The 23,761-nt window shown below is 71.2% G+C and carries 21 protein-coding genes; 8 read left to right on the forward strand and 13 right to left on the reverse strand.

Annotated features, from left to right (window positions below; genetic code table 11):
* Positions 1-85 precede the first annotated feature (85 nt).
* From gabT to ABD912_RS05350, 3 genes are all read right to left on the reverse strand, one after another.
* Complete coding sequence (gene gabT, locus ABD912_RS05340) at positions 86-1,426, reverse strand: 4-aminobutyrate--2-oxoglutarate transaminase (RefSeq protein WP_345149019.1); 1,341 nt, start codon at positions 1,424-1,426, stop codon at positions 86-88.
* A gap of 198 nt (positions 1,427-1,624) precedes the next feature.
* Positions 1,625-1,762: a methionine/alanine import family NSS transporter small subunit gene (locus ABD912_RS05345; RefSeq protein WP_345149021.1), complete on the reverse strand. Its 138-nt coding sequence runs from the start codon at positions 1,760-1,762 to the stop codon at positions 1,625-1,627.
* Positions 1,759-3,336 carry a sodium-dependent transporter gene (locus tag ABD912_RS05350; RefSeq protein ID WP_345149022.1) on the reverse strand — a complete coding sequence of 526 codons (1,578 nt, stop codon included), beginning with the start codon at positions 3,334-3,336 and terminating at the stop codon, positions 1,759-1,761. The genes ABD912_RS05345 and ABD912_RS05350 overlap by 4 nt, the downstream gene beginning before the upstream one ends.
* Before the next feature lie 132 nt (positions 3,337-3,468).
* On the opposite strand from ABD912_RS05350, the gene ABD912_RS05355 reads away from it, so the two are divergent.
* Genes ABD912_RS05355 through ABD912_RS05365 form a run of 3 tightly spaced genes read left to right on the forward strand, consistent with a single transcriptional unit; the run spans position 3,469 to position 5,847 of the window.
* Positions 3,469-4,875: a PucR family transcriptional regulator gene (locus ABD912_RS05355; RefSeq protein WP_345149024.1), complete on the forward strand. Its 1,407-nt coding sequence runs from the start codon at positions 3,469-3,471 to the stop codon at positions 4,873-4,875.
* Positions 4,876-4,901: 26 nt separating this feature from the next.
* Positions 4,902-5,336, forward strand: coding sequence for a hypothetical protein (locus tag ABD912_RS05360; protein ID WP_345149025.1), 435 nt, complete (start codon positions 4,902-4,904; stop codon positions 5,334-5,336).
* A gap of 4 nt (positions 5,337-5,340) precedes the next feature.
* Positions 5,341-5,847 (forward strand): HIT family protein, encoded by a 507-nt coding sequence (locus ABD912_RS05365; protein ID WP_345149026.1) that lies wholly within the window; start codon positions 5,341-5,343, stop codon positions 5,845-5,847.
* A 104-nt stretch (positions 5,848-5,951) separates the two neighbouring features.
* Here the strand turns inward: ABD912_RS05365 and ABD912_RS05370 are convergent, their stop codons facing one another.
* From ABD912_RS05370 to ABD912_RS05380, 3 genes are read right to left on the reverse strand one after another with little or no spacing between them, the layout of a single operon-like run.
* Positions 5,952-7,049, reverse strand: a complete 1,098-nt coding sequence (locus ABD912_RS05370) for a polyprenyl synthetase family protein (protein WP_345149028.1) — start codon at positions 7,047-7,049, stop codon at positions 5,952-5,954.
* A gap of 13 nt (positions 7,050-7,062) precedes the next feature.
* On the reverse strand, positions 7,063-8,376 hold the full coding sequence (locus ABD912_RS05375) for a geranylgeranyl reductase family protein (RefSeq protein ID WP_345149029.1): 1,314 nt from the start codon (positions 8,374-8,376) through the stop codon (positions 7,063-7,065).
* 6 nt (positions 8,377-8,382) lie between these two features.
* A complete protein-coding gene (locus tag ABD912_RS05380) occupies positions 8,383-9,087 on the reverse strand; it encodes a demethylmenaquinone methyltransferase (RefSeq protein ID WP_345149031.1) in 705 nt (234 codons plus the stop codon).
* 377 nt (positions 9,088-9,464) lie between these two features.
* Between ABD912_RS05380 and ABD912_RS05385 the strand changes: the two genes are divergently transcribed.
* The 4 genes from ABD912_RS05385 (at position 9,465) to ABD912_RS05400 (ending at position 13,609) form a co-directional block, all read left to right on the forward strand.
* Positions 9,465-10,715, forward strand: coding sequence for an isochorismate synthase (locus ABD912_RS05385; protein ID WP_345149423.1), 1,251 nt, complete (start codon positions 9,465-9,467; stop codon positions 10,713-10,715).
* Positions 10,716-10,902: 187 nt separating this feature from the next.
* The gene (locus ABD912_RS05390) at positions 10,903-11,832 is read left to right on the forward strand and encodes an ABC transporter substrate-binding protein (protein ID WP_345149032.1); all 930 of its coding nucleotides are present in this window, start codon (positions 10,903-10,905) and stop codon (positions 11,830-11,832) included.
* Positions 11,832-12,839 carry an amino acid ABC transporter permease gene (locus ABD912_RS05395; protein ID WP_345149033.1) on the forward strand — a complete coding sequence of 336 codons (1,008 nt, stop codon included), beginning with the start codon at positions 11,832-11,834 and terminating at the stop codon, positions 12,837-12,839. Before ABD912_RS05390 ends, ABD912_RS05395 begins: the two co-directional genes overlap by 1 nt.
* On the forward strand, positions 12,836-13,609 hold the full coding sequence (locus ABD912_RS05400; protein WP_345149034.1) for an amino acid ABC transporter ATP-binding protein: 774 nt from the start codon (positions 12,836-12,838) through the stop codon (positions 13,607-13,609). The genes ABD912_RS05395 and ABD912_RS05400 overlap by 4 nt, the downstream gene beginning before the upstream one ends.
* A 77-nt stretch (positions 13,610-13,686) precedes the next feature.
* On the opposite strand, the gene ABD912_RS05405 is transcribed toward ABD912_RS05400, so the two are convergent.
* From ABD912_RS05405 to ABD912_RS05420, 4 genes are all read right to left on the reverse strand, one after another.
* Positions 13,687-14,625: an intradiol ring-cleavage dioxygenase gene (locus ABD912_RS05405; RefSeq protein ID WP_345149035.1), complete on the reverse strand. Its 939-nt coding sequence runs from the start codon at positions 14,623-14,625 to the stop codon at positions 13,687-13,689.
* Positions 14,626-14,647: 22 nt separating this feature from the next.
* Complete coding sequence (menD, locus tag ABD912_RS05410) at positions 14,648-16,546, reverse strand: 2-succinyl-5-enolpyruvyl-6-hydroxy-3-cyclohexene-1-carboxylic-acid synthase (protein ID WP_345149036.1); 1,899 nt, start codon at positions 16,544-16,546, stop codon at positions 14,648-14,650.
* 370 nt (positions 16,547-16,916) lie between these two features.
* Entirely contained in the window at positions 16,917-19,028 is a 2,112-nt protein-coding gene (locus tag ABD912_RS05415; protein ID WP_345149037.1) for a PhoX family protein, read from the reverse strand.
* Between the two features lie 90 nt (positions 19,029-19,118).
* Positions 19,119-20,144 (reverse strand): o-succinylbenzoate synthase, encoded by a 1,026-nt coding sequence (locus tag ABD912_RS05420; protein WP_345149038.1) that lies wholly within the window; start codon positions 20,142-20,144, stop codon positions 19,119-19,121.
* A gap of 87 nt (positions 20,145-20,231) precedes the next feature.
* Between ABD912_RS05420 and ABD912_RS05425 the strand changes: the two genes are divergently transcribed.
* Complete coding sequence (locus ABD912_RS05425; protein ID WP_345149039.1) at positions 20,232-21,146, forward strand: phosphatase PAP2 family protein; 915 nt, start codon at positions 20,232-20,234, stop codon at positions 21,144-21,146.
* An 18-nt stretch (positions 21,147-21,164) separates the two neighbouring features.
* On the opposite strand, the gene ABD912_RS05430 is transcribed toward ABD912_RS05425, so the two are convergent.
* The 3 genes from ABD912_RS05430 to ABD912_RS05440 all read right to left on the reverse strand — a co-directional run bounded on the left by ABD912_RS05430 (position 21,165) and on the right by ABD912_RS05440 (position 23,645).
* Positions 21,165-22,361, reverse strand: a complete 1,197-nt coding sequence (locus tag ABD912_RS05430; RefSeq protein WP_345149041.1) for an MFS transporter — start codon at positions 22,359-22,361, stop codon at positions 21,165-21,167.
* Between the two features lie 84 nt (positions 22,362-22,445).
* A complete protein-coding gene (locus tag ABD912_RS05435) occupies positions 22,446-23,327 on the reverse strand; it encodes an MBL fold metallo-hydrolase (RefSeq protein ID WP_345149043.1) in 882 nt (293 codons plus the stop codon).
* A 117-nt stretch (positions 23,328-23,444) separates the two neighbouring features.
* Positions 23,445-23,645: a hypothetical protein gene (locus tag ABD912_RS05440; protein WP_345149045.1), complete on the reverse strand. Its 201-nt coding sequence runs from the start codon at positions 23,643-23,645 to the stop codon at positions 23,445-23,447.
* Positions 23,646-23,761 lie beyond the last annotated feature (116 nt).

The following is a 23,761-nucleotide window of genomic DNA, read 5'->3' on the forward strand; positions in this document are numbered from 1 at the left end:
CCCTCCGCGAAGGAGGGCGCCGGCCGCCGCCGTTGCGCCGGGGGCGCGGCTGCGCCGATGCTTGCCGCTACACCGGTGCTTGCCGCTACGCGTTGGCGCGGATGGCGGCCTCAAGGACGGCGAGCGAGTCGGCAAGCAGTTCGTCGCCGATGACCAGCGGCGGCAGCAGGCGGATGACGTTGCCGTAGGTGCCGCAGGTGAGGATGACCACGCCCTGCGCCAGGCAGTCGGCGGCGATCTTCTTGGTCAGGTCGGCGTCCGGCTCCTTGCCGCCGGGCTTGACGAACTCGAGCGCCAGCATGGCGCCGCGGCCGCGGACCTCGCCGAGGGCCGGGACCTGCTCCTGCAGCGGGCGGGCCCAGGCGTAGAACGCGGACTCGATCTCACGGGCACGGCCGTTGAGGTCCTGCTCCTCCATGTACTCGATCGCGGCCAGCGCGCCGGCGACGGCGACCGGGTTGCCGCCGTAGGTGCCGCCCAGGCCACCCGGGTGCACGGAATCGAGCAGGTCGGCGCGGCCCACGATGCCGGAGAGCGGCATGCCGCCGGCGATGCCCTTCGCGAGGGTGAGGATGTCCGGAACCACGCCCTCGTGGTCGGAGGCGAACCAGGCGCCGGTACGGCAGAAGCCGGCCTGGACCTCGTCGGCGACGAAGACGATGCCCTGCTCCTTGGCCCACTCGGCCAGGCGCGGCAGGAAGCCCTCGGCCGGGACGATGAAGCCGCCCTCGCCCTGGATCGGCTCGATGATGATCGCGGCGATCTGGTCCCCGCCGATCTGCTTCTCCATGGCCAGGATGGCGCGCTCGGCGGCTTCCTTGCCGGAGATGCTCGGGTTCTCCTCACGGAACGGGTAGCTCATCGGCATCCGGTAGATCTCCGGAGCCAGCGGGCCGAAGCCGCGCTTGTACGGGGCGGCCTTGGCGGTCAGTCCCATGGTGAGGTTGGTGCGGCCGTGGTAGGCGTGGTCGAAGGCGACGACGGCCTGGCGGCCGGTGGCGATGCGGGCGACCTTGATGGCGTTCTCCACGGCCTCGGAGCCGGAGTTGAAGAACACGGCCTTCTTGGCGTGGTTTCCGGGGGTCAGCTCGGCCAGCTTCTCCGCCAGTTCGACGTAGCCCTCGTAGGGGGTGACCATGAAGCAGGTGTGGGTGAAGCGCGCGGCCTGCTCGGCCACCGCGGCGGCGACCTTCGGGTTGGAGGCGCCCACGGTGGTCACCGCGATACCGGAGCCCAGGTCCACCAGGGAGTTGCCGTCCACGTCCACGATCACGCCGCCGTCGGCGTCCACCGCGTACACCGGCACCGAGGAGGCCACACCGGCGGCGACGGCGGAGCTGCGGCGCTCGGCCAGCGCCGCGGACTTGGGGCCGGGGAAGGCTCCGTCGATGCGTCGCTTCTGCTCAAGGCGGTACTGAATGTCCATGGGGGCGTTCCTTTTCCGGCAGGTTGCCTCAGGGGATGAAAGGGGTTCGTGCGGCGAGCCTATGCCCACCGGGCCCGCTCCACCAGTGGAAACGGCACAGCCAAAGCGCCGTCCCACCGTGCAAGTGCACAGCCTCCGTCACCGCCCCGGGCCGGGCGGGTGCCCGGCGGCAACGGCGCGGGCCCGGGAGCCGCCGCCCTAGAGTTCGGGGGCATGTTCCTCGGGCAGGTGGCCTTCATCCTCGGGATGGCGGATCAGGTTCACGATGGACCAAGCCAGGCCTCCCCACAACATCACCATCGAAATGATCATCAGGGTCAGGGCGGTGCCGTTCATTGTCCCGCCTCCTCTTCAAATGCGGCCTGGTGTTGTTCGTATTCGGGATTGTGGAGCTTGGACCGGGCGCTCCACGGGATGAAGGTGAGCAGGATTGCCAGCACCGGCAGCAGCGCGGCCATGCCCCAGCCGAAGACGGCCAGGAAGTCCAGCGGATAGCCCTCGTAGGGGGTGGTGATCTTGGCGATGAACTCATTGATCATGATGTAGCCGAGCAGGATGGGAACCAGGACCGCGATCAGCAGTATCCACGTCCGGCGCATCTTCAGCGAAGACACCAGGTTCAGGTGATGGGACAGGCTCGGCAGGCTGCGCAGCACCCAGGCGACCAGGATGACCAGGACCAGCGCGCCGGCGAGGATGCCGAAGATGTTGACGAACGCATCGGAGACGTCCAGCAGGTACAGCCCGGTGGTCGTGGGGAACAGCGCCAAGGACACCAGCGCGGTCGGGATACTCACCACCAGGGTGGCGGGCACTCGTCCCCAGCCGAGCTTGTCCTCCACCGCGGCGATGATGACCTCCAGGATCGACACCAGCGACGCCATTCCGGCAAAGACCAGGGATCCGAAGAAGAGGATGCCGATCAGGGTGCCGAACGGGGCCGCGGACGCGATGGTGGGGAATCCGATGAAGGCCAGCCCGATGCCCGGCACGGCCACGTCGGCGACCGAGGTCCCGGCGGTGAAGGCCATGAATCCCAGCGCCGCGAACACGCCGATGCCGGCAAGGATCTCGAACCCGCCGTTGGAGAACGCCACCACCAGGCCGGAGCCGGTCAGGTCCGTCTTGCGCTTGAGGTAGGAGGAGTAAGTGACCATGATGCCGAAGGCGACGGACAGCGAGAAGAAGGTGTGCCCGTAGGCGGCGGCCCAGACGCCGGGATTGGCCAGCGCCGCCCAGTCCGGGGTGAAGAAGGCATTCAGGCCGTCGATCGCGCCCGGCAGGAAGAGGGACTGGACCACCAGGATCACGAACATCACCATCAGCAGCGGGAAGAAGATGCTGTTGGCGCGGGCGATGCCCTTGTTCACGCCCGCGACCATGATCACGATCGTGAGCACCCAGACGGCCAGCAGCGGCCAGACCACGGCGGCCACATAGTCGAACCCGATGCCGACGGTCTCCGAGACCTGCAGGAACTGCCCGGTGAAGAAGGCGGACGCGTCATCACCCCAGGCGGTTGTCACGGAGAACCCGGTGTACATGATGGCCCAGGCGATGATCACCGCGTAGTACACGGCGATCACGAAACACACCAGCACCTGCCACCAGCCCACCGGCTCGACCATGCGGTGCAGGCGGCGGTAGGCCAGCGGGGCCGAGCCGCGGAACTTGTGTCCGAGCGCGTAGTCGAGGAACAGCAGCGGAATGCCGGCGGTCAGCAGTGCCGCCAGGTAGGGAATGATGAAGGCGCCGCCGCCGTTTTCGTAGGCGATGTAGGGGAAGCGCCAGATGTTGCCGAGGCCGACGGCGGAGCCGATGGCCGAGAGTATGAACAGTCGGCGGGAGGAAAAGACTTCCCGCTGGCCGGCCGCCGCAGCCGCAGCGCCGGCGTCGGATGGAGTTGTCATGGACCCACGGTAGGCTTCTGAATCTCCTCCAACAATCGTTGGCACGGCCGCCACGGCGGGCGCGGGGCGGCAGGCCCCTCCGCGACGGAGCGCATTGGATAAACGCACAACAACTTCCCTACACTTGTGTGCATGGCCATAACCCTTTCCACGCTGCTGGAATCCGCCCCGCTGCACCTTCATCCGCTCACGGCCATGGGGCCCGCCGCCGAAAAACCCATCCAGTGGGCAGCGGTGACCGAACTGGAGAACCCCGCCCCGTTCCTGGGCGGCGGCGAGGTGGTGCTCACCACCGGGCTGCGGCAGAAGACAGCGGCCGCGCAGGCGGCCTTCGTGGACCGCGTGCGCGACGCCGGCGCGCTGGCGCTGGGCTACGGGACCGGGCTGACCCACGCGAAGGTTCCGGCCGCCGTCGTGCGCCGGGCCGAGGAGCTGGGCCTGCCGGTCTTCGAGGTCCCCTACGAGACCCCGTTCGTCGCGATCACGCGGATGATCGCCGAGGCGATCGCCGCGGACCACTTGGGGCGCCTGGAACGGCTGCTGCACGGCCACCAGCAGCTGGCCGCCGCGCTGCTGGGCGGGGGCGGGCTGCACGGGCTGCTGCACGAGCTCTCCCGCCTGCTCGGCACGGCGGTGGCCCTGGACCAGTACGGGGCGCGCATCTACGGGCCCGAACCGGGGCAGGAGCGCTGGCACGAGGTCGCGATCGCCACCGGATTCACCGACCGCTGCGTGCTCTCCATCGCCGAACCCTACGGGCACGACGGGCTGGTGGACTACGCCCAGGGCCTGCTCGGCGTGGAGCTGGCCAGCCAGGCCAGGCTGCGCGAATCCCGGCGCATCGCGGCCGGGCAGGTGCTCCAGGACCTCGCCCGCGGCAGCCTGGAGGGCCAGGACGCGGCGCTGCGGCTGACCAGCGTGGGGATCGGGACCTCGGCGCCGCTGGCGGTGCTGCTGGTCGAGGCCGTCGGCCACCCGCGCGCGCTGCGCACGCTGCCGCTGCCGCCGGCGCTGGCCTCCGCTGCGGGGGCCCTGGTGGAGGACCGGCTCGCGGTGGTGCTGGCCACGGAGGACGCCGAGCCGGTGGCCCGGGAACTGGACGCCTTCCTGCACGGGGCCGGGGTGCCCTCCCGCGTCGCCTTCGGCGGCTCCTACGTCCAGGCGAAGGGGCTGCGCTGGAGCTACTTCGAGGCCCTGGAGGCCCTGCGCCACGGGGAACGGGTGAACCGCCCCTCCCGGCTGTCGCTGACCTCCCTGCTGCTGGCCGCCCATGACGTGCCGCTGGCCGCGCTCGCCAAGGAGGCGCTGCATCCGCTGGAGGACTTCGATTCCGTCCATTCGGCGGACCTGATGTCCACGCTGCGCACCTACCTGGAACTGGACGGCAGCGTGGGCGCTGTCGCGGACCGGATGGGGCTGCACCGCAACACGGTGCGCTATCGCCTGCAGCAGGTCAGCGACCTGAGCGGCTACGACCCCTCCAACACGGCCGACCGGGTCCAGCTGTGGCTCGCGCTGGCCGCGCGGGACATCCAGTGACGGCTCGGGAGGATAGGATTTGGGGCATGGCTGAGATGTTCCTCGAGAAGTTCCGTTCCCTGGTCCCGCAGTACCTGGACGATGCGTGGCAGCCCGAGGACGGGCTGACCTCCCGGGAGCTGAACGAGGCCCTCGAGGTGTCCGGCGTGGACATTCCGCTGGCGCTGCGCGAGTTCTACCTGGCCCTGGGCGGGTGCGAGGACCTCATGGAGGCCTACTACTACATCTGGGACCCGGAAGAACTCGAGATCGAGGACGGCTACCTGCTCTTCATGGAGGACGAGGAGGAGAAGTACGTCTGGGGCGTGCGGGCGGACCAGCTGGACGTGCCCGACCCGATCGTGCACCGCCGCCTGAACGCGCGCGGGACCTGGAAGAGCGAGGAAGGCACCTTCAGCGAATACGTGCTGGACATGTTCGAGTGGGTCTTCGAGGAGCTCGAGCCGGAGCTTGGGGACTAGCCGCGTGGACGCGGGGCAATCCCGGGCCGGGCAGCAGCTCTGGTCCAGCCATGCCCCGGAAAACTACGCCTGCCCGTTCTGCGAGCTGCGCGACGGCGAGATCCGCTCCCCCGAGAACCTCTGCGCCCTCAGCGACCTGGTCCACCGGGACCGGACCGTCATGGCGTTCATGGCCTGCGACGGCTTCGGCAACCACGGCGGCCACGTGATGGTGGTCCCCACCGAGCACCACGAGACGCTCTACGACCTGCCGGACGGCACCGCGGCGGACATCATGGTGATGTCCCGCAAGATCGCCCTGGCCATGAAGCGGGCCTGGGACCCCGACGGCACCAGCGTGCGCCAGCACAACGAGCCCGCCGGAAACCAGCACGTGTGGCACTACCACCTGCACGTGTTCCCGCGCTTCCACGGCGACGAGCTCTACAAGCAGCTGCGCCACCGGGTCCCGGTGGAGGTCCGCGCCCGCAAGGCCGCGGAGCTGCGCGCGGTCCTGCCCGAATTCCTCTGATTCTTGCCGGGTTCCCTCAGGCCGGGACCGCAAACGACGGCGGGGCGGGAACCTTTGCTACGAAAGGTTCCCGCCCCGCCGTCGTGGTCTTACGGATCCGGCGCCTAGAGTTCGCGGGTGACGACCGCGTCGGCGAAGGCCGCCAGCGAGGCCTTGACCGGCCCTTCCGGCAGCGGGGCCAGCACGGCACCTGCATCGTCGGCCCATTCGCGGGCCACGGCCCAGGCCTGCTGCGTGCACGGGTGCCCGGCCACGGCGCGCACGGCCTCGGCCAGCGCCTCGTCCCCGCTCAGGTCCCCGTCCACCAGTTCCAGCACGGCGGCCGCGGAGGCGTCGCCCGCGGCGGCCGCGTCGCGCAGCAGCAGCACCGGCAGCGTCGGGACGCCCTCGCGCAGGTCGGTCCCGGGGGTCTTGCCCGAGCGCACCTTCGCGCCGGTGACGTCGATGACGTCGTCGGCCAGCTGGAAGGCGACGCCGACCTTCTCCCCGTACTCGCGCATCGTCTCCACGTACTGCCCGGCACCGCCGAACAGGACGCCGAAGATCCCCGAGGTCGAGAGCAGGGACGCGGTCTTGTCCGCAATGACCTGCAGGTAGTGCCCCACCGCGTCCTCGTCCTCGCGGGGGCCGACGGACTCGTGCAGCTGGCCCAGGCAGAGCCGTTCGAACGTCTGGGCCTGGAGCATCACGGCCTGCGGCCCCAGCTCCGCCCCCAGGATGGAGGCGCGGGCGAAGATCAGGTCGCCGGTGAGGATGGCCACCGAGTTGCCCCAGACCTCGTGGGCCGTGGGGGCGCCGCGGCGGTACGGCGCCGAATCCATGACGTCGTCGTGGTACAGCGTGGCCAGGTGGGTCAGTTCCACGATGGTCGCGGCCTTGAGGACGTCGTCGTTCACCCCGCCGCCCAGCAGCGAGGACAGCACCACCAGCAGCGGCCGGATGCGCTTGCCGCCGGCCTCCACCAGGTGGCGGCTGGTGGCGTCGATCAGCGGGTCGGAGTTGGCGATCGCGTCGCGCAGCAGCTTTTCGACCCGGGCCATGCCCGTCGCGATGGCGGGCCCGAACTCCGGGTCCCCGGCCACCGCCGCGAAGCCCGGCGGGAGGTTCACCACGGCAGCCAGAGCGCTGGTCTCCGGGTTCAGGTCCACGGAGGCCGGCACGCCGTGTCCGGCTGCGGTCCAGTTGGTCTGGGAATCAGTCACGTTCTAGCGCTTACTATCCGTCGTTGGTGGCGGCCAGCGCGCGGGGAGCACGCTGGTTGCTGGTGGGGGGAGCCAGCCTCTCCAATACATGGATCACTCTATCCTCAAACGCGCTGCCTCCCTCGTCGGTGAGGTTGGCCAGCATCCGCACCACGAAGCGCATCAGCGGCGGCACGCCCATGCCGGTGCGCAGCGCCAGCTTCATGACCGCCGGCTTGCCGATGAGCGTGGCGAAGGAGCGGCCCAGCGTGAAGTGGCTGCCCCACTTCCCGCGCACCACGTCCGCGTAGGAGGCGTACAGCGCGTCCCGGGCGGCCGGCGTCGTGCCCCGGACCCCCGCCTGCGCGTCGATGGCCAGTTCGGCCGCGTAGCGGCCCGATTCCATCGCGTAGCTGATGCCCTCGCCGTTGAACGGGGACACCATTCCGGCGGCGTCTCCGAGCAGCAGCAGCCCGGGCGAGTAGTGCGGGGTGCGGTTGAAGCCCATCGGCAGCGCGGCGCCGCGGATCTCCCCGACCTGGTTCTCGGCGGTGAATCCCCATTCGGCGGGCATCCCGGCCGTCCAGTCGCGCAGCACCTGGCGGTAGTCGAGCTTGCCGAACTGCTTGGAGGAGTTCAGGATGCCCAGGCCGACGTTGGAGGTGCCGTCGCCGACGCCGAAGACCCAGCCGTAGCCGGGCAGCGGGTTGCCGGCCTTGTCCGGCAGTTCCAGCCACCCCTCCATCCAGTCGTCCTCGTGGCGGGGACTGGTGAAGTAGGTCCGGTAGGCCACGCCCAGCGGGCGGTCGTCGCGCTTCTCGTAGCCCAGGCTCAGCGCGGTGCGGGCGGAGTTTCCGTCCGCGGCGAGCACGACGTCGGCATGGAAGTCCTTCGACTCCCCCGTCTTGCGTCCGCGCTCGTCGAGCAGGTTGGCGCGGACGCCGATGACGCGGCCGGTGGCGTCGCGGAGTGCGTCGGAGACGGAGTGGCGCTCGAGGATGGTGGCGCCGGCGGCGCGGGCGTGCAGGGCCAGCGCCTCGTCGAAGCCGAGCCGGGTGCGGATCAGCCCGTAGTCCGGGAAGTCGGAAAGTTCCGGCCAGGGCATCTCGATGGTGCGGCCGCCGGCTACCAGGCGCAGGCCCTTGTTCCGGCGCCAGCCCTCGGCCTCCTCATGGGGCAGGCCGAGGAGCCGCATCTCGCGCACCGCGCGCGGGGTGAGGCCGTCGCCGCAGACCTTTTCCCGCGGGAACGCCGTCTTCTCCAGGACGGTGACGTCGACGCCGGCGCGCGCCAGGTAGTGGGCTGCGGTCGAACCGGCCGGGCCGGCCCCAACAATCAGGACAGACAAACCCGGCTACCCCGCGGCGAGGGGCTTGACGGCCCGGTGGACGGCGACGATCCCGCCGGTGAGGTTGCGGTAGCGGCAGTCCTCCCAGCCGGCCTCGTCGATCCAGGCGGCCAGGCCGTCCTGGTTCGGCCAGGCCCGGATGGATTCGGCCAGGTAGACGTAGGCGGTCGGGTTGGAGGCCACCTTGGTCGCGATGGCCGGCAGCGCACGCATCAGGTACTCGGAGTAGACGGTGCGCCACGGGGCGAACGTCGGGTGGGAGAACTCGGCCACCACCAGCTTGCCGCCGGGCTTGACCACGCGCAGCATTTCGGCGAGCGCCTTCTTGGGCTCGTTGACGTTGCGCAGCCCGAAGCTGATGGTCGCGGCGTCGAAGCTGCCGTCGGCGAACGGCAGGTTGGTGGCGTCGCCGGCCACGAAGTCGATGTCGGGGCGGCGGCTCTTGCCGACCTGCAGCATGCCCTGGGAGAAGTCGCAGGCGACCACGTGCACGCCGGCGTCGGCGTACGGCTCGGAAGAGGTGCCGGTGCCCGCGGCCAGGTCCAGCACGCGCTGGCCCGGGGCCGCGCCGACGGCTTCCACCACGATCTTGCGCCAGCGCCGGGTCTGGCCCAGGGAGAGGATGTCGTTGACGACGTCGTAGCGCGGGGCGACGTCGTCGAACATGGCTTGGACTTCTTCGGGACGCTTCTCCAGCGATGCACGGCTCACGCGCCCCATTCTCCCCCAGTTCCCCACGGGGGCGAAAATCCGGGCCGCCGCGCCAAACGGATTACCGCCTCCTCGGCTCCCACCACTCGCCGGCGCTCGAGGCGGGACCCTCGCCGAGTAGCGCCTCCTCGGCTCCCACCACTCGCTGGCGCTCGAGGTGGGACCCTCGCCGAGTAGCGCCTCCTCGGCTCCCACCACTCGCTGGCGCTCGAGGTGGGACCCTCGCCGAGTAGGCTTGAGCCACCATGAGTATCGATTCCCTCGGTGCCGCGGTTCCGGTGGCCGGAGGTCCGCTGGCCGCAGCGCCGCTGCCCTCCCCGCCGGCCGCCGCGGCCCCCGTGCCCGCATTGCGCAGCTTCACCGTCCGCCGTCCGCCGATGGGCGAGAACGGCCTGTTCGACTACTTCGTCCGCGACGACGCGCTGGTCTGGAGCCGGCGCGGCGACGGCATGGTCGGCTTCGGCGAGGCGGCGCGCTTCGAGTCGGCCGGGCGGGACCGCTTCGCCGCAGCGCGCGCCTGGTGGGCCGCCGCGACGGGGGCGGCCCAGGTGGAGAACCCGCTGGCGGAGCCCGGCACCGGCCTGCCGGCCTTCGCTTCCTTCGCCTTCTCCCACGCCAGCGCCCACGTGTCGCGGCTGGTGGTGCCCGAGCTCGTGGTGGGCCGCCGCGGCGACACCAGTTGGCTGACCTACACGACGGCGGACCCCGCCGCGGAACTGAGCGTCCAAGCCGCCGAGGAACGCCTGGCCGTGCTGCTGGACGAGGTCTCCGCCGAGCACGAGCTGGCCCGGGGCGGGGACCGGCTGGTGCCCGGACAGGTGTCCGAGGACGGCTACCGCGCCGCGGTGGCGGCCGGGGTGGAGGCGATCGCCGCCGGCAAGCTCACCAAGCTGGTGCTGGCCCGCGACGCCGTGGCGGAGCTGGGTTCCCCGGTCGCGGTGGCCCAGGTGCTGCGCGAACTGGCGCTGCGCTACGGGGACTGCTGGACCTACGCGGTGGACGGGCTGATCGGTTCCACCCCGGAGATGCTGGTGGAGGTGGTGGGCAGCACCGCCCGGGCCCGCGTGCTCGCCGGCACGCTGGACCGCGCCGGCGCACCCGCCGGGGATCCCGGCTACGCCCACCGGATGCTGGCCGGCGACGAGAAGCAGCGCCACGAACACCAGATCGCCATCGATTCGCTGACCGAGCAGCTCGGGCCGCTGGTGGATCGGATGGACGCCCCCGCGGAGCCGTTCGTCCTGGAGCTGCCCAACGTGTGGCACCTGGCCTCCGACGTCGAGGCGCAGCTGTCGGTGCGCGCCGACGGCACCTCGCCCTCCGCGCTCGACCTCGCCGAGGCCCTGCATCCCACGGCCGCCGTCTGCGGCACCCCGACGGCGGTCGCCGGCGAACTGCTGCGCGAGCTCGAGGGCATGGACCGCGGTCCGTACGCCGGGCCGGTGGGCTGGGTGGATGCCGCGGGGAACGGCGAGTTCGGCATCGCCCTGCGCGGAGGCGTCGTGGAATCCCCCCTGCGGGTGCGCCTCTATGCGGGGTGTGGCATCGTGGCGGCATCGGATCCGGAGGCGGAACTGGCGGAAACCTGGGCCAAGATGCGGCCGATGCGCGAGGCGCTGAACCTCTAGCCGGCGGCCGGGAACGGCCGTTTCCGCGGCGCTTTCATGTGTTGCCAAAAAACCAGTTGTTTACAACTAGTGATCGAATGTAGCCTGTGATGCATATCTCTCGGCGCGCAAGTCAGCGGGCTAGAATTACGAAGCATTACAAGCCTCCCTCCGGACCCACCAATCCGAGACGAAAGTGACACACACAATGCGGATCACTTCCACCTTCACCAAGACGCTCGCGCTGGCAGCAGCGGGCCTGCTGGCGCTCACCGCGTGCACCAACGCGTCGGAGACCGGCGGTTCGGGCGCGACGACCTCCGGCGCCGCGGCCTCCAGCTTCGACCCGACGACGATCGCCAAGGACGAGACCCTCGCGGCCCTCGTTCCCGAGAAGATCCGCTCCCGCGGCACCCTGATCTTCGGTTCGGACACCTCCTACGCCCCGGCCGAGTTCCTCGGCACGGACAACCAGACCCCGGTCGGCTACGACGTCGACATGGCCAAGGCCATCGGCGCCGTCCTGGGCCTCGAGGTCGACGTGCAGACCGCCGAGTTCACCGGCATCCTGCCCGCGCTCGGCTCCAAGTACGACCTGGGCATCTCCTCCTTCACCATCAACGACGAGCGCCTCGCCGCCGTCAACATGGTCAGCTACTTCCAGGCCGGAACCGCCTGGGCGGTCAAGACCGGCAACCCGACCAACTTCTCCTTCGAGGACATCTGCGGCCGTTCCATCGGCGTGCAGACCGGCACCGTCCAGGAGAACCCGGACCTGTCCGACCGCAACAAGGAGTGCCTCGACGCCGGCAAGGAAGCGATCGACATCATCACGCTCAAGGCCCAGACGGACATCACCACCCGCCTGGTCAACGGCAGCATCGACGCGATGGCCGCCGACTCCCCGATCGTCGGCTACGCCCTGTCCCAGACGGGCGGCCAGCTCGAGCGGTTCGGCGACACCTACGACTCCGCCCCGCAGGGCATCGCGGTCGCCAAGAACGACGAGGCCATGGCCGACCTGGTCCAGCAGGTCGTGGCCAAGCTGATCGAGGACGGCAGCTACACCCAGATCCTTGAGACCTGGGGCGTTGCCGACGGCGCCGTCACCGAATCCCAGGTCAACCCGGCCGTCTGATGCGTTCGACCACAATCCCTGCAACGGGCACCGACGCACCGGAACTGATCGACGCGGTTCCGGTGCGCCACCCCGGACGGTGGGCCGGCGCCGCCGTCATCCTGATCTTCCTGGCCCTGCTCATCCAGAGCCTGGCCACCAACCCCAACTTCCGGTGGGACGTCGTCTGGCTCTACTTCCGCGACACGCGCGTCATCCAGGGCGTCGGCTGGACGCTGTTGCTGACCGCGGTCTCGATGGTCCTGGCGATCGTGCTGGCCATCCTGCTGGCGTTCATGCGCCAGTCGGACAACCCGATCTTCCGCTGGTCCAGCTGGACCTGGGTGTGGTTCTTCCGCGGCACCCCTGTCTACACCCAGCTGGTGTTCTGGGGCCTGCTGGCCGTCCTCTACCCGAAGATGTCCGTCGGCGTCCCGTTCGGCCCCGAACTGTTCTCCTTCAACACCCAGGACTACCTCGTCGCTTTCTGGGCGGCCGTTCTGGGCCTTGGCCTGAACGAATCCGCCTACCTGGCGGAAATCTTCCGCGCGGGCCTGAAGTCCGTGGACAAGGGCCAGACCGAGGCCGCGGAGGCCCTGGGCATGCGCGGCCGCAAGATCATGTGGCGCATCGTGCTGCCGCAGGCGATGCGTGTGATCGTGCCGCCCACCGGCAACGAAACCATCGGCATGCTCAAGACCACCTCGCTGGTCCTGGCCGTGCCGTTCACCCTGGACCTCACCTTCCAGACCAACGCGCTGGCGAACCGGACCTACCTGCCCATCCCGCTGCTGATCGTGGCGGCGCTGTGGTACCTGATCATCACCAGCATCCTGATGGTGGGCCAGCACTTCATCGAAAAGCACTACGGCAGGGGCGTGGACAACGTGTCCGGGGCCCGCGGCCCGGTGATCAACCCGGCCGCGGCCAAGGCGGCCGCCGCCGGCATCGACGAGCACAACCCGCCCAAGCTCAGCGGCGGGGCCACGGCCGTGGACGGCGAATACATCGAGGAGAGCGGACGATGACCGGGACCAAAGAGGACCTTGTCCGCATCGAGGGCGTCCACAAGTACTTCGGCGACCAGCACGTGCTGCGCGGCATCGACATGGCCATCGGCCAGGGCGAGGTGTCGGTGGTGATCGGTCCCTCCGGGTCCGGCAAGTCGACCCTGCTGCGCTGCGTGAACATGCTGGAGACCGCCAGCGCCGGCCGCATCTACGTGGACGGCGAACTGATGGGCTACGTCGAGAAGCACGGCCGGCTGCACATGCTGCCGGTCAAGGACATCGCCCGCCAGCGCCGCAACATTGGCATGGTCTTCCAGCGTTTCAACCTCTTCGGCCACAAGACGGCCATGGAGAACGTGATGGAGGCCCCGGTCCAGGTCAAGGGCCAGTCCCGGGCCGCCTCCAAAACGCGGGCGCTGGAGCTGCTGGACCGCGTGGGCCTGTCCGACCGGGCCAACCACTACCCGGCCCAGCTCTCCGGCGGCCAGCAGCAGCGTGTGGCGATCGCCCGCGCCCTGGCCATGGACCCGGAGCTGATGCTCTTCGACGAGCCCACCTCGGCGCTCGACCCGGAGCTGGTCGGCGACGTGCTCAACGTGATGAAGGACCTGGCCCGCGACGGCATGACCATGATGGTGGTGACCCACGAGATCGGCTTCGCCCGCGAGGTGGGCGACACCCTCACGTTCATGGACGGCGGCGTGGTGGTCGAGTCCGGCCCGCCGCGCGAGGTCATCGCGAACCCGCAGCAGGAACGGACCCGGGCCTTCCTCGGGAAGGTCCTCTGACCGCTGCCGCACCGCGAAAACGCGAACGCCGCGGGGCCCGCACATCCTGTGCGGGGCCCCGCGGCGTTTCCGTTCCGTCAGAGCGTGACGTTCAGCGCGGCCGCGAACCCGTCCCCCACGGACCCGGTGATGGTCGCCAACTGGTGCACGCCGCCGTCGTCCCGGAAGACGTTGTCCCGGGCCAGCGGGGTGTTCGGGAAGTTCCGCTTGCTGGTTTCGTATCCGGCGCTGGCGTAGACCGTGTTGCAGGCGGCCTCGGTCAGCGCGACCTGGGAGACCTTCAGGACCTGCCCGGTGGAATTGATGTTGTTCAGCGAATCGAAGACCTCGAAGTGCACGTGCGGCCAGCGCCCGTTGTACGCGCCGGGGAAGATCGTGGTGAAGGTGACCTGCCCGTTCTCGTCCGCCTCCTGGACCCCGCGGAGGAAGTTGTCGTCCTCGAACCCGGCGTCGTACATCGAGTATTTCCCGTCGCGGTCGCAGTGCCAGGCGTAGACGGCGGCGCCCCCGTAGGGCGCGCACCCGTTGGAGGAGTCGAGGATGGTCAGGGTCAGCGTCATCGGCACGCCCTCCACGGAGGTGACGTCGCCGCCGCCGAAGCTGCCGGTGATGTCCCGGCGCACGATCCCCGACTCCTCCAGCACGTTCGGCCCGTTGCTGCCGTTGCCCGGATAGGGGCCGGCGGTCTCGGTGGGAATCTCGACGCCGCACTCGGCGATCGCCCGCGTCACCGCGGATTCGGAGGCCGACGCCGAGGCGGCCGCGGTTGCGCCGCTGGAGGCGCTCGTGGATGCGCCGGCGGAACTGGCGCCTGACGCGGTGCCGCTCCCGGTGCTGTCCGGGGGTGCGCAGGCGGCCAGCGCCGCGGCGGCCGCCCCGCCGAAGGCCAGGCCCAGCGCGCGGCGTCGGCTCACGAGGGTGCGCAGGTCGAATTCGAGTCCGCGGTCGTGGTCGGGGTGGGGCCCCCGGTCTTCAGTGTTGGGGTTCCCGGCGGTGTGGTTCTCGGGGGTGCTCATGGTCCCAGTCTGCCCGGGACCGCTATGTCCCCGGCTGTGACCCGCTGTGGATCCGCTGTGCCCCCTGGCCCGCCGCCGCCGCCGGGACGGCGGCCGGGTCCGGGCCGGCTGGACTGGCCGAACGGGTGGCGCTGGCCGGGACGGCCTCCTGCACGGCGGCGGCGATCCGGCGGTGCAGTTCGCGCACGCCGGTGCGGTCGATCGCGACCTCCACGATGCGGCGTCCCCGACCCCTCGAGGCCAGCGCGGCGCGCAGGTCCTCGGGGGTGTCCACCCGCACGTGGGCCACCCCGTAGGCGGCGGCGAGGCGGTTCATCCGGACGCGGTGCGGGGTTCCGAACAGCCGCTCCACGGTGCGCCCGTAGCGGCCGGATTCGGCGATCCCGCCGTGCTCAAGGGTGGAGAAGATCGCTCCCCCGGCGTCGTTGAGCACCACGATGTCCAGGTCCGGCTCTGGTTCGCCGTCGCCGAGCAGCAGGCCGCCGGCGTCGTGAAGGAAGGTGACGTCACCGATCAGGGCGGTGGTGCGCGCCCCCGGTCCCGCCCCGAGCGCGATCCCGGTGGCCGTGGCCAGGGTTCCGTCGATGCCGGCCAGGCCGCGGTTGGCGAACACCCGGGCGGCGGGGGCCGCCGCGGGGACGCCGGCGAGGTCGGCGTCGCGGATGGCGTTGGAGGAGCCGAGCAGCAGGTTCCCGGCGGCGGCCTCCCAGACCGCCCGGGCCGCGGAGGGACCGTTCAGCCGGTCCGCGTCCAGGATCGCGGCGTCCACGGCGGCCGCGGCGGCGTGTCCGGCCCGGGTCCAGGCCTCCAGCCACCCCGCCGGGCCGGTCCCGGCGAAGAGGGAGAGGTCGTCGAGTTCCTCGACGACGCGTTCGCGGCGGCGTCCCGGCGTGAACCATCCGACGGGCTCGGGCACGTAGAGGGCCGCGGGCAGGTCCGCGCGGTCCAGCAGCCGGGCCACGGGGCGGCTGAGCGTGGGGCGCCCGAAGACCACCACGCGTTCGATCAGGTCCCCGAAGGGGTTGAGCAGCAGGCGGTAGGGCCCCACGGCGTGGGGTCCGAACCGCGCGTTGGAGCTGGGCTCGGCCAGCAGCGGCAGCCGGTGGGCGCGCGCGAACGCCTCGGCGACCGGCCCCGCGCCGTGCCCGGCGACGACGACCGTGCGCCGCTCGGCCAGGTCGGGGAGGGCCAGCGGCCGGGACCCCTCGCGCTCCGCGGGGCCGGATCCGTCCACGGGAGCCGGGTGGTCCGCGGACCCGGTGCGGCCGGCGTCGTCCGGGCCGGCGGACGGCAGCCGGTCCCCCGGTTCCGGGACCAGCGGATCCCGGAAGGCCAGGTTCACGTGGACGGGCCCGCAGGGCCCCACCTGGACGGAGACCCCACCCATCCCGCCCATCCCGGCGGTTCCGGGGCCGGGATGCCCGTCCGCGGCGACGATCCCCTCCGCCGCCAGCAGGGCGCGGCGCAGTTCGGGGACCGGGTCGGTCCCGGCCTGAAGGTCGGCGCAGTGCCTGACGTGGGTGCCGAAAAGCGCCGTCTGGTCGGTGGTCTGGTTGGCGCCGGTGCCCCGCAGTTCCTCGGGCCGGTCGGCGGAGAGCACCACCAGCGGCACGCCGGCGTGGTTGGCCTCCATCACCGCGGGCAGCAGCTCGCCGACGGCGGTGCCGGAGGTGGTGACGATGGCGGCCGGCCGGCCGGTGGCCAGCGCCAGGCCCAGCGCGGTGAACCCGGCGTCCCGCTCGTCGATGCGCACGTGCAACGTGACGGCGCCGCGGGACTCGGCCTCGGCCAGCGCGTAGGCCAGCGGCGCGCTGCGCGAGCCGGGGCAGACGATCACGTGGCGGACCCCTCCCTCGGCCAGCGCGGCCACCGCCAGCCGGGCGGACTCAAGCGAGGTCAGTGCGGAAGGTGCGGCGGTCATGGCCACCAGCCTATCCGCCGCCGTCCCTCCCTCCCCACCCGCCCGGATTTTGCTGCCTCCCAGGCAGTCCCGCCGGGATTCTGCTACCTCCGGGGCAGTCGCGGCGGAATTCTGCGCACCGCAGCTTCCACCAGGAGACGCGACGACGGCGGGGGGCGGCTTCGTTGCGGAAGCCGCACGCCGCCGTCGTGCTGCGCGGGCAGAGGGGCGCGGGCCTATGTGCACGGGTCTAGGTGCACTATCTCCGAATCACTGCCTCCAAGCGAGCGCAATCCTGGAAACACCCACCGGAAGGTAGCAAAATCCGGGAGGCGGCAGGCCCCGGTGTGGCCACGGCGAGCGTGGGAAGCGTTCCGGGGCGGGCCTGCCGCTAGCCCCGGGCGCCGCGGGAGCGGCCGACGCCGCTGTTGCCGCGGGAGCTGAAGACCTGGACCACGGCCGGGCGCGGTGCGTACGCCTGGCCGCGCTTCTCCCGGCTCTTGCTGGCGACGTAGTCCGGGAACAGGGAGGTCGGCGCGGCGAAGGTGCCGCCCTCGCCCGGGTGCTGGACGGCCACGAAGACGGAGTTGTCGCGGTCGTGGATGACCGGCCCGCAGGTCTCCGCCCCTGCCGGGACGGCCAGGAACTGCTCGACGCGGCCGCGGTCGGGACCCGTGAGGGTGACCTTGTGCAGGGCGTCGCAGTAGCCGATGGTGCCCGGCTGGCCGTCGGTGGAGATCCAGAGGTTGCCCTTGGAGTCGAACGCCAGGTTGTCCGGGCAGGCGATCGGGGAGACCTTCTCCGCCGGGTACCCCGAGAAGTACAGCTGGGAGGCCGGCGCCTGCGGGTCCCCGCACAGCAGCAGGATGTTCCAGCCGAAGGTCAGCGCCGCGGCGTCGTTGCCCGTCTCGGTGAGCTCGATGACGTGGCCGTCGCGGTTGCTGGTGGCGCTGGTCAGGCCCGCGCGCGGGTTCGCCTCGTCGGCGCCGGCCTTCTTGCCCGCCTTGCCGCGGTCGGTGTTGTTCGTCAGCGCGATGTACAGCTTGCCGGTGACCGGGTTCGGCTCCACGTCCTCCGGGCGGTCCATCTTGGTGGCGCCGACCTTGTCCGCGGCGAGGCGGGTGTAGACCAGGACCTCCTCGACGCTCATCCCCTCGACCTTGGACTCTCCGTTGACCACCAGCGGCAGCCAGGCCCCGGAACCGTCGAAGGAGCCGTCCGCCGGCACCTTCCCGGACCCGTCGATCTCGGCAGCCGGCGAGCCGCCGCTGAACCGGGCGACGTACAGGTCGCCGGCGGAGAGCAGCGTCAGGTTGTGCTTCTTGTTGCCCGGCTTGTACTTGTCCTTGGAGATGAACTTGTAGACGTAGTCGAAGCGCTCGTCGTCGCCGGAGTAGGAGACCGCGCGGCCGTCGGCGGCGATGCGGACGTTCGCGCCCTCGTGCTTGAAGCGGCCCAGCGCGGTGTGCTTGACCGGGGTGGAGGTCGGGTCCTGCGGGTCGATCTCCACGACCCAGCCGAAGCGGTTGACCTCGTTCGCGTAGCCGGCGTTCTGGCCGGAGAAGCGCGGGTCGGTCAGCTCCCAGCCGCGCTCGGTGGCGCCGGAGGAGATGCCGTACCGGGAATCGGTGTCCGAGCCGGTGCCCTGGAAGTATTGGTTGAAGTTCTCCTCGCCGGAGAGCACGGTGCCCCACGGGGTGGTGCCGCCGGCGCAGTTGTTCAGCGTGCCCAGGACGCGCTTGCCGGTCGGGTCGGCGACGGTCTTGAGCAGGTCCGAGCCGGCGGCGGGGCCGTCGACGGCGAAGACGGTGGTGGCGGTGATGCGGCGGTTGCGCGCGCCTCCGCGCACGTATTCCCACTTGGCGCCGGCCTTCTTGCGGCGCAGCTCCACGACGGCGAAGCCGTGCGCGGCCATGGCGGTGCGGCGGGCCTCGTCCGGGTTGGCGGCCAGCCACGCCGGGTCGAACATGATGTCCTCGTTGGTGTACTCGTGGTTGGCCACGAGCACGCCGGAGCGGCTGCTGCCCTTGTCCGCGATGATGTTCAGGTAGTCGTTGTTGTACCCGAACTGTCCGGCCTGGGCCTTGGCGGTCTGGTTGTCGATGTCGAAGTCGGGGGTCTTGCGGAAGAGCGGGTCGCCCCAGCGGATGATCGGTTCCCAGTCGTAGCCGGCGGGAACGGTGACCTCGTCCACGGTGCGCGCGACCGGTTCGATCGCGGTGAACCGCAGCTTCCCGCCGCCCTGCCCGAACCCGCCGAAGTCGGCGGAGGCCTCCGGGGCCTGCGCGACGTCCACGCCGATCGCCACCGCGGCCGCGGCCACGCCGCCCAGGCCCAGCAGCGCGCGGCGCGAGAGCGCCGCGTCAGCGATGTCGCGGAAGTAGTTGTTCGTGGACGTGTTGCACACGTCCTGGGCGCAGGCGTTCCCGCACTTGAAGTGGCAGGTCGCCGCTGAACGGTTTCCGCGGGTGTGTCCGAGCATCGGCAGGAAGGTGGGGCTCATGGCGGTCCTTACGCAAGGTCTGGGCGGGTTTTCCGAACAGACCTTGTCAGGGGCAAACTACGGCGTGCCCACCGGCGGGTGAACGGGAGCCTAAGTTCCCGGAACCACCAGTTCCCGGCACCGGCGCAGCCGCTCGAGCCACCAGCGCCGGCGGGCCGGATCGGCCGCGTGGCGCTCCACCAGCTCCGGGTCGGCGGCGACCGTGCGCAGGTCCAGCATCCCGCCGCGGGCCACGTAGGGTTCGGCCGCGACGTCGGCCGCGAACAGGGAGACCGTGCCGAGCCCGCACGCGTAGGGAAGCTCGGGCAGCGCCGCGGCCAGGGCCGCCCCGGTCCGGGTGCCGACGGAGGTGTCCAGCGCGGAGCTGACGACGGCGGGCAGGCCCGCCTCGGCGACGATCCGCAGCGCGCGGCGCACCCCGCCCAGCGGCGGAGCCTTGACCACGATCAGGTCGGCGGCCTCCGCGCGCGCCACCGCGAGCGGGTCCGATTCCTTGCGGACGGATTCGTCCGCGGCGATGGGGATGCCGAGCCCGCGGCGGGCCACCTCCATGCGCAGCCGGCGCAGCCCCTCGATGCCGGCGACCGGCTGTTCGGCGTACTGCAGCCCGTACGGGGCCAGCGCCTCCAGCGCCTCCAGCGCCTGGTCCAGGCTCCAGCCCGCGTTCGCGTCCACCCGCAGGGCCGCCCCCGGCAGCAGCCGGCGCACTTCGGCGACACGGGCGACGTCGTCCGCCAGCGCCTGCCCCGCCTCGGCGACCTTGATCTTCACGGTGTGGGCCGCGTCGTACGCGGCCAGCACGCGTTCGACGCCGGAGGCCGGGACCGCCGGCACCGTCGCGTTCACGGGCACGTGCGTGCGCACCGGTTCGGGGTAGCCCTCCCAGCCGGCCTCGATCGCGCCGCGCAGCCACGCCGCCGCCTCGGCGTCGCCGTACTCGGTGAAGGGAGCGAACTCGGCCCAGCCGGCCGGGCCGTCCAGCAGCAGGACCTCGCGTTCGACGACGCCGCGGAAACGGACCTTCAGCGGCAGCACCACCACGTGGGCGCGGGCGGCCAGCTCTTCGGCACTGGGGAAGTTGGCGCCGGGGACCCCGGCGGGTACGGTCTCGGTCATGTCTCCACAGTAGTCACCGCCACGGAAGTCACCGCGGGACCCGCGTGCACAGCGTTTTCCCACGCCGGTGTGGCAGGCTGTACTGCGATGATTCGAACCAAGGCACATCCGGCCCGGCGGGGAACATCCCACAGGGCCGCCCCGCACCCGGCGCTGTGGATCCTCGGCATGCTCTGCGTAGCCGCGGCCTTCGGCGCCGTCTACTGGGGCTTCGTCCTGACCGTAACCGGGCAGCTGGCGGACGAAACCGCGCTGCGCGGGGCCGAGGCCTACCTCGGCGCGGACACCGCCCGCCGCCCGGCGCTGGCGTTCCTGGGGTACCTGCCGGAGGCCTCCGCCGTGATCGGGGCGCTGGCGCTGCTGGCGGCTGCGGCCGTGCGGCGCAGCGTGTGGGCCCCTGCCGTGGCGGCGGCAGCGTTCGCGGGCGCCGCGCTGAGCACCCAGGTGCTCAAGCACCTGGTGCTCGAGCGGCCGGACAAGGACATTTCCGCGGCGTCGGTGAATTCCTTCCCGTCCGGGCACACGACCTTCGCCGCCGCGGCCATGGTGGCGGTGCTCCTGGTCGCCTCGCCCCGCTGGCGGCCCCTGGTGGCGGCGCTCGGCGGCCTCTATGCCGCCGTGGCCGGCATGGCGACCCTGGTGCTCGGCTGGCACCGCCCCGCCGACATCCTCGGCGCCTACCTGATGGCGGCGTTTTGGGGGCTGCTCGGCGGACTGGTGCTCCTGCGCCGGGAGCCGTGGTGGAACGTGTGGGAGGGTCCCAACACGCACTGGGCGTCCGCGCGCCTGTGGCAGGCGGTGCTGTGGGTGCCCGGGGTGGCGGGCCTGGCCGGAGCCGTCGCCGTGTACCAGCTGGTGATCGGGCCGTCGGCGCTGCAGGGCACGGCCGGCCTGCTCGGCTGGCACCTTCTGGCGGCGGTGCTGTTCATCGGCGGTTCCGCGGCCTTCCTCTTCGGCCTCGGATCCGCGTTCTTCTCCCACCAGACCCGCCGGCGGGGCTGAGCCGGCCGCTGCCCGCCACTACCCGGACCGCGGGGTGCGCGGGATGAAGTACCCGAAGATGGCGGCCCCGGCGAAGGACAGCGCCGCCACCGCCCAAATGCCCGAGGCCAGGGACACCGCTCCGGTCATCACGGACAGCACCACGGGTCCGCCCATGACCCCGGTGTCGGAGAGCAGCCTCCACAGGCCCAGGAACTGGGGGCGCCCCGCGCGGGGCGAGAAGTCGGCCCCCAGCGTCATCACGATCCCCGAGCCGATGCCGTTGCCGAAACCCAGCAGCATGGCCACGGCCAGCAGGGTCGCGGCCTGGGAGGTCAGCGGCAGCAGCGCCAGGGCGATGCCCATGACCACCATGGCCGGCACCGCCACCGCGACCCGTCCCTTGCGGTCCATGAGCTTGCCCGCCGGGTAGAAGACCAGCATGTCCACGGCACCTGACAGGCCATAGATCACCGACGCCGTGGGAGCATCGAGCCCCAACTGCTCCGCCCAGAGCGGGATGACCGCCTGCCGGGTGGCGCGCACCGCGGAAATCAGCATCACGCCCACGCCCAGCGTGGCCAGGACCCGCTTGTGGGAGGCCGCGATCGAACGGATGGTGGGCCGGACGGCGTCGTTCCCCGCGGGGTGCCGCCCGCCGGGAACGACGCCGGCAAGGTCCGGGATCCGGATGCTGACCACCGTGGCGGCGGCCATGGCGGCCAGCCCGGTCCAGTACGCCCCGGGCAGGCCCAACCACAGCATGACGGCGGCGGAAACGAACGGGCCGATGAACGTCCCGATGCGGGACACCCCACCCAGCGTGGACATGGCACGGGCGCGGAACTGCACCGGGACCGCCTCGGCAAGGAAGCTCTGCCGGGCGAGGTTGAAGACCGAACCGGCCATGCCGATCATGAGGATGCCCGCCGCGAAGACGCCCAGCACGGGGGCGGCCAGGGCCAGCCCCATGCCGCAGGTCGCCCAGGCGGCAGCGCCGATCATGGCGGCGCGCTCGCCGAAGCGGGCGGTGATCATCGAGGCGGGGACATTGGTGAGCAGCGAACCGATGCCGATGAGCGTGATGGTCAGCGCCGCGGCGGCGACCGAGGCCCCCAACCCGCGGGCGCTGAGCGCGATGACGGGCAGGATGGCCCCGGTGCCGACCGAATACAGCAGCGATGGTGCATAAACGCTGAACGCAAGGTCCCTGAGTCTGAATTCGCCGCTGGTCACCGGGACATCGTAGTCTCGCCTCCACCGGAGCGGCGGCGGCACCGTGCCAAAACGGCGGACGCCGGCGGGCCGGGCCCGACGATCCTAGCGGAGCATCATCCTGGCACCGCCGGGCCCGGTGGCCTTCATGCGCAGGATCAGGTGCCGCGACTGCACCGGCCCGTAGGGCAGCACCGGCACGGCCTTGGTGTAGTCGGTGGACGACTCGTGGATGGCCGTGGTGGTGGTCCGGATGGCCTGGAGCAGCCGGTGGTACTGGGTGCGGACGAAATCCGGGTCCACCACGGCCCCGTGGCCCGGCACGATCACGGTGTAGAGTTCGTCGATCGCTATCAGCTTGCCCAAGACCTTCTGCCACTCGTAGGGGAAGGAATCCTCGAAGCTGGGGTGCGCTCCCTCTTCGACGATGTCCCCGGCGAAGAGCACGTTGCCGGAGCCGACCAGCAGGTCACCTTCGGTGTGGGCGCGGCCCAGATGGAAGAGGGTGACCTTGTGGCCGCCCAGGTCCAGGTCCACCGGCTGGTCGGAGACGAGGCGGTTGGGAAGGTCGATCCCGGTGTCCGGGCCCTCGGCGGCGGCCATTTCCGGCTCGAATTCGCGGACCATCCGGCGCTGGCGCTCCCCGGTCTCCTCCATCATGCGCACGGCGGCGGTGTGGGCCCAGATGTCCTCCACCCCGCGGGCACGGAAGTAGGCGTTGCCGAAGAAGTGGTCGCCGTGGGCGTGGGTGTTCACGACCACCAGCGGGAGGTCGGTGAGGGTGCGGACGGCGGCGAAGATCTCGGCGGCCTCCCGCGGGCCGGATCCGGTGTCCACCAGCAGGGCGCGCTCGTCACCGATCACCAGGCCGGTGTTCAGCGCGAATCCGCCGTCGGGGCGGACCCACGAACGCTCCCCCACCCGCGTCCATCCTGCCTGGTTTCCGCTCGTCTGGTTTCCGTCTGTCTGGGCCGAACTCAACGTCATCGTCGCCTTTCCCCGGAGCCGGCGTCCATGACCCCGTTGTCATGGTCCTGCGCTCGCGGAACGATTCGTGCCCCCCAGACTACTGGCTGCCGGCAACCGCCGGGCGCTGACAGGCCGTCAGTATGCGTCGATCCTGACTTCCCCGTAGGGAAGGGTCTCGTCCACCACCGCCTGGAGGTCGTGCAGTCCGGTTCCCCGGATCAACACGCCGTACTGGTGTTCCGTCACTGACTCCCGGAACACCGGCAGCATCGCGGTGCGGAGGTGCTCATCGAGGCCGGCCAAATACTCTTCATAGGCGAGAGGAAGTGCTTCCATGCCTCCAGCGTAGGACCGGGCGGGCGCCGGGGCTAGGACGGGGCGGCCCGGAAACCGGCCGCTTGGTGCCGGTGACTGGTGCCGGTGCCTGGCCGCCGCGATCCACGGGAAAAGGG

The sequence above is a fragment of the Arthrobacter ginkgonis genome, assembly GCF_039540195.1.
GTDB lineage: Bacteria > Actinomycetota > Actinomycetes > Actinomycetales > Micrococcaceae > Zafaria > Zafaria ginkgonis.

Excerpts from the sequence above, each read along its gene's own strand:
- gabT (WP_345149019.1), bottom strand. The coding sequence starts at position 1,426 with ATGGACATTCAGTACCGCCTTGAGCAGAAGCGACGCATCGACGGAGCC.
- ABD912_RS05345 (WP_345149021.1), bottom strand. The coding sequence starts at position 1,762 with ATGAACGGCACCGCCCTGACCCTGATGATCATTTCGATGGTGATGTTG.
- ABD912_RS05350 (WP_345149022.1), bottom strand. The coding sequence starts at position 3,336 with ATGACAACTCCATCCGACGCCGGCGCTGCGGCTGCGGCGGCCGGCCAG.
- ABD912_RS05355 (WP_345149024.1), top strand. The coding sequence starts at position 3,469 with ATGGCCATAACCCTTTCCACGCTGCTGGAATCCGCCCCGCTGCACCTT.
- ABD912_RS05360 (WP_345149025.1), top strand. The coding sequence starts at position 4,902 with ATGGCTGAGATGTTCCTCGAGAAGTTCCGTTCCCTGGTCCCGCAGTAC.
- ABD912_RS05385 (WP_345149423.1), top strand. The coding sequence starts at position 9,465 with ATGGGCGAGAACGGCCTGTTCGACTACTTCGTCCGCGACGACGCGCTG.
- ABD912_RS05390 (WP_345149032.1), top strand. The coding sequence starts at position 10,903 with ATGCGGATCACTTCCACCTTCACCAAGACGCTCGCGCTGGCAGCAGCG.
- ABD912_RS05395 (WP_345149033.1), top strand. The coding sequence starts at position 11,832 with ATGCGTTCGACCACAATCCCTGCAACGGGCACCGACGCACCGGAACTG.
- ABD912_RS05400 (WP_345149034.1), top strand. The coding sequence starts at position 12,836 with ATGACCGGGACCAAAGAGGACCTTGTCCGCATCGAGGGCGTCCACAAG.
- ABD912_RS05405 (WP_345149035.1), bottom strand. The coding sequence starts at position 14,625 with ATGAGCACCCCCGAGAACCACACCGCCGGGAACCCCAACACTGAAGAC.
- menD (WP_345149036.1), bottom strand. The coding sequence starts at position 16,546 with ATGACCGCCGCACCTTCCGCACTGACCTCGCTTGAGTCCGCCCGGCTG.
- ABD912_RS05415 (WP_345149037.1), bottom strand. The coding sequence starts at position 19,028 with ATGAGCCCCACCTTCCTGCCGATGCTCGGACACACCCGCGGAAACCGT.
- ABD912_RS05420 (WP_345149038.1), bottom strand. The coding sequence starts at position 20,144 with ATGACCGAGACCGTACCCGCCGGGGTCCCCGGCGCCAACTTCCCCAGT.
- ABD912_RS05425 (WP_345149039.1), top strand. The coding sequence starts at position 20,232 with ATGATTCGAACCAAGGCACATCCGGCCCGGCGGGGAACATCCCACAGG.
- ABD912_RS05435 (WP_345149043.1), bottom strand. The coding sequence starts at position 23,327 with ATGACGTTGAGTTCGGCCCAGACAGACGGAAACCAGACGAGCGGAAAC.
- ABD912_RS05440 (WP_345149045.1), bottom strand. The coding sequence starts at position 23,645 with ATGGAAGCACTTCCTCTCGCCTATGAAGAGTATTTGGCCGGCCTCGAT.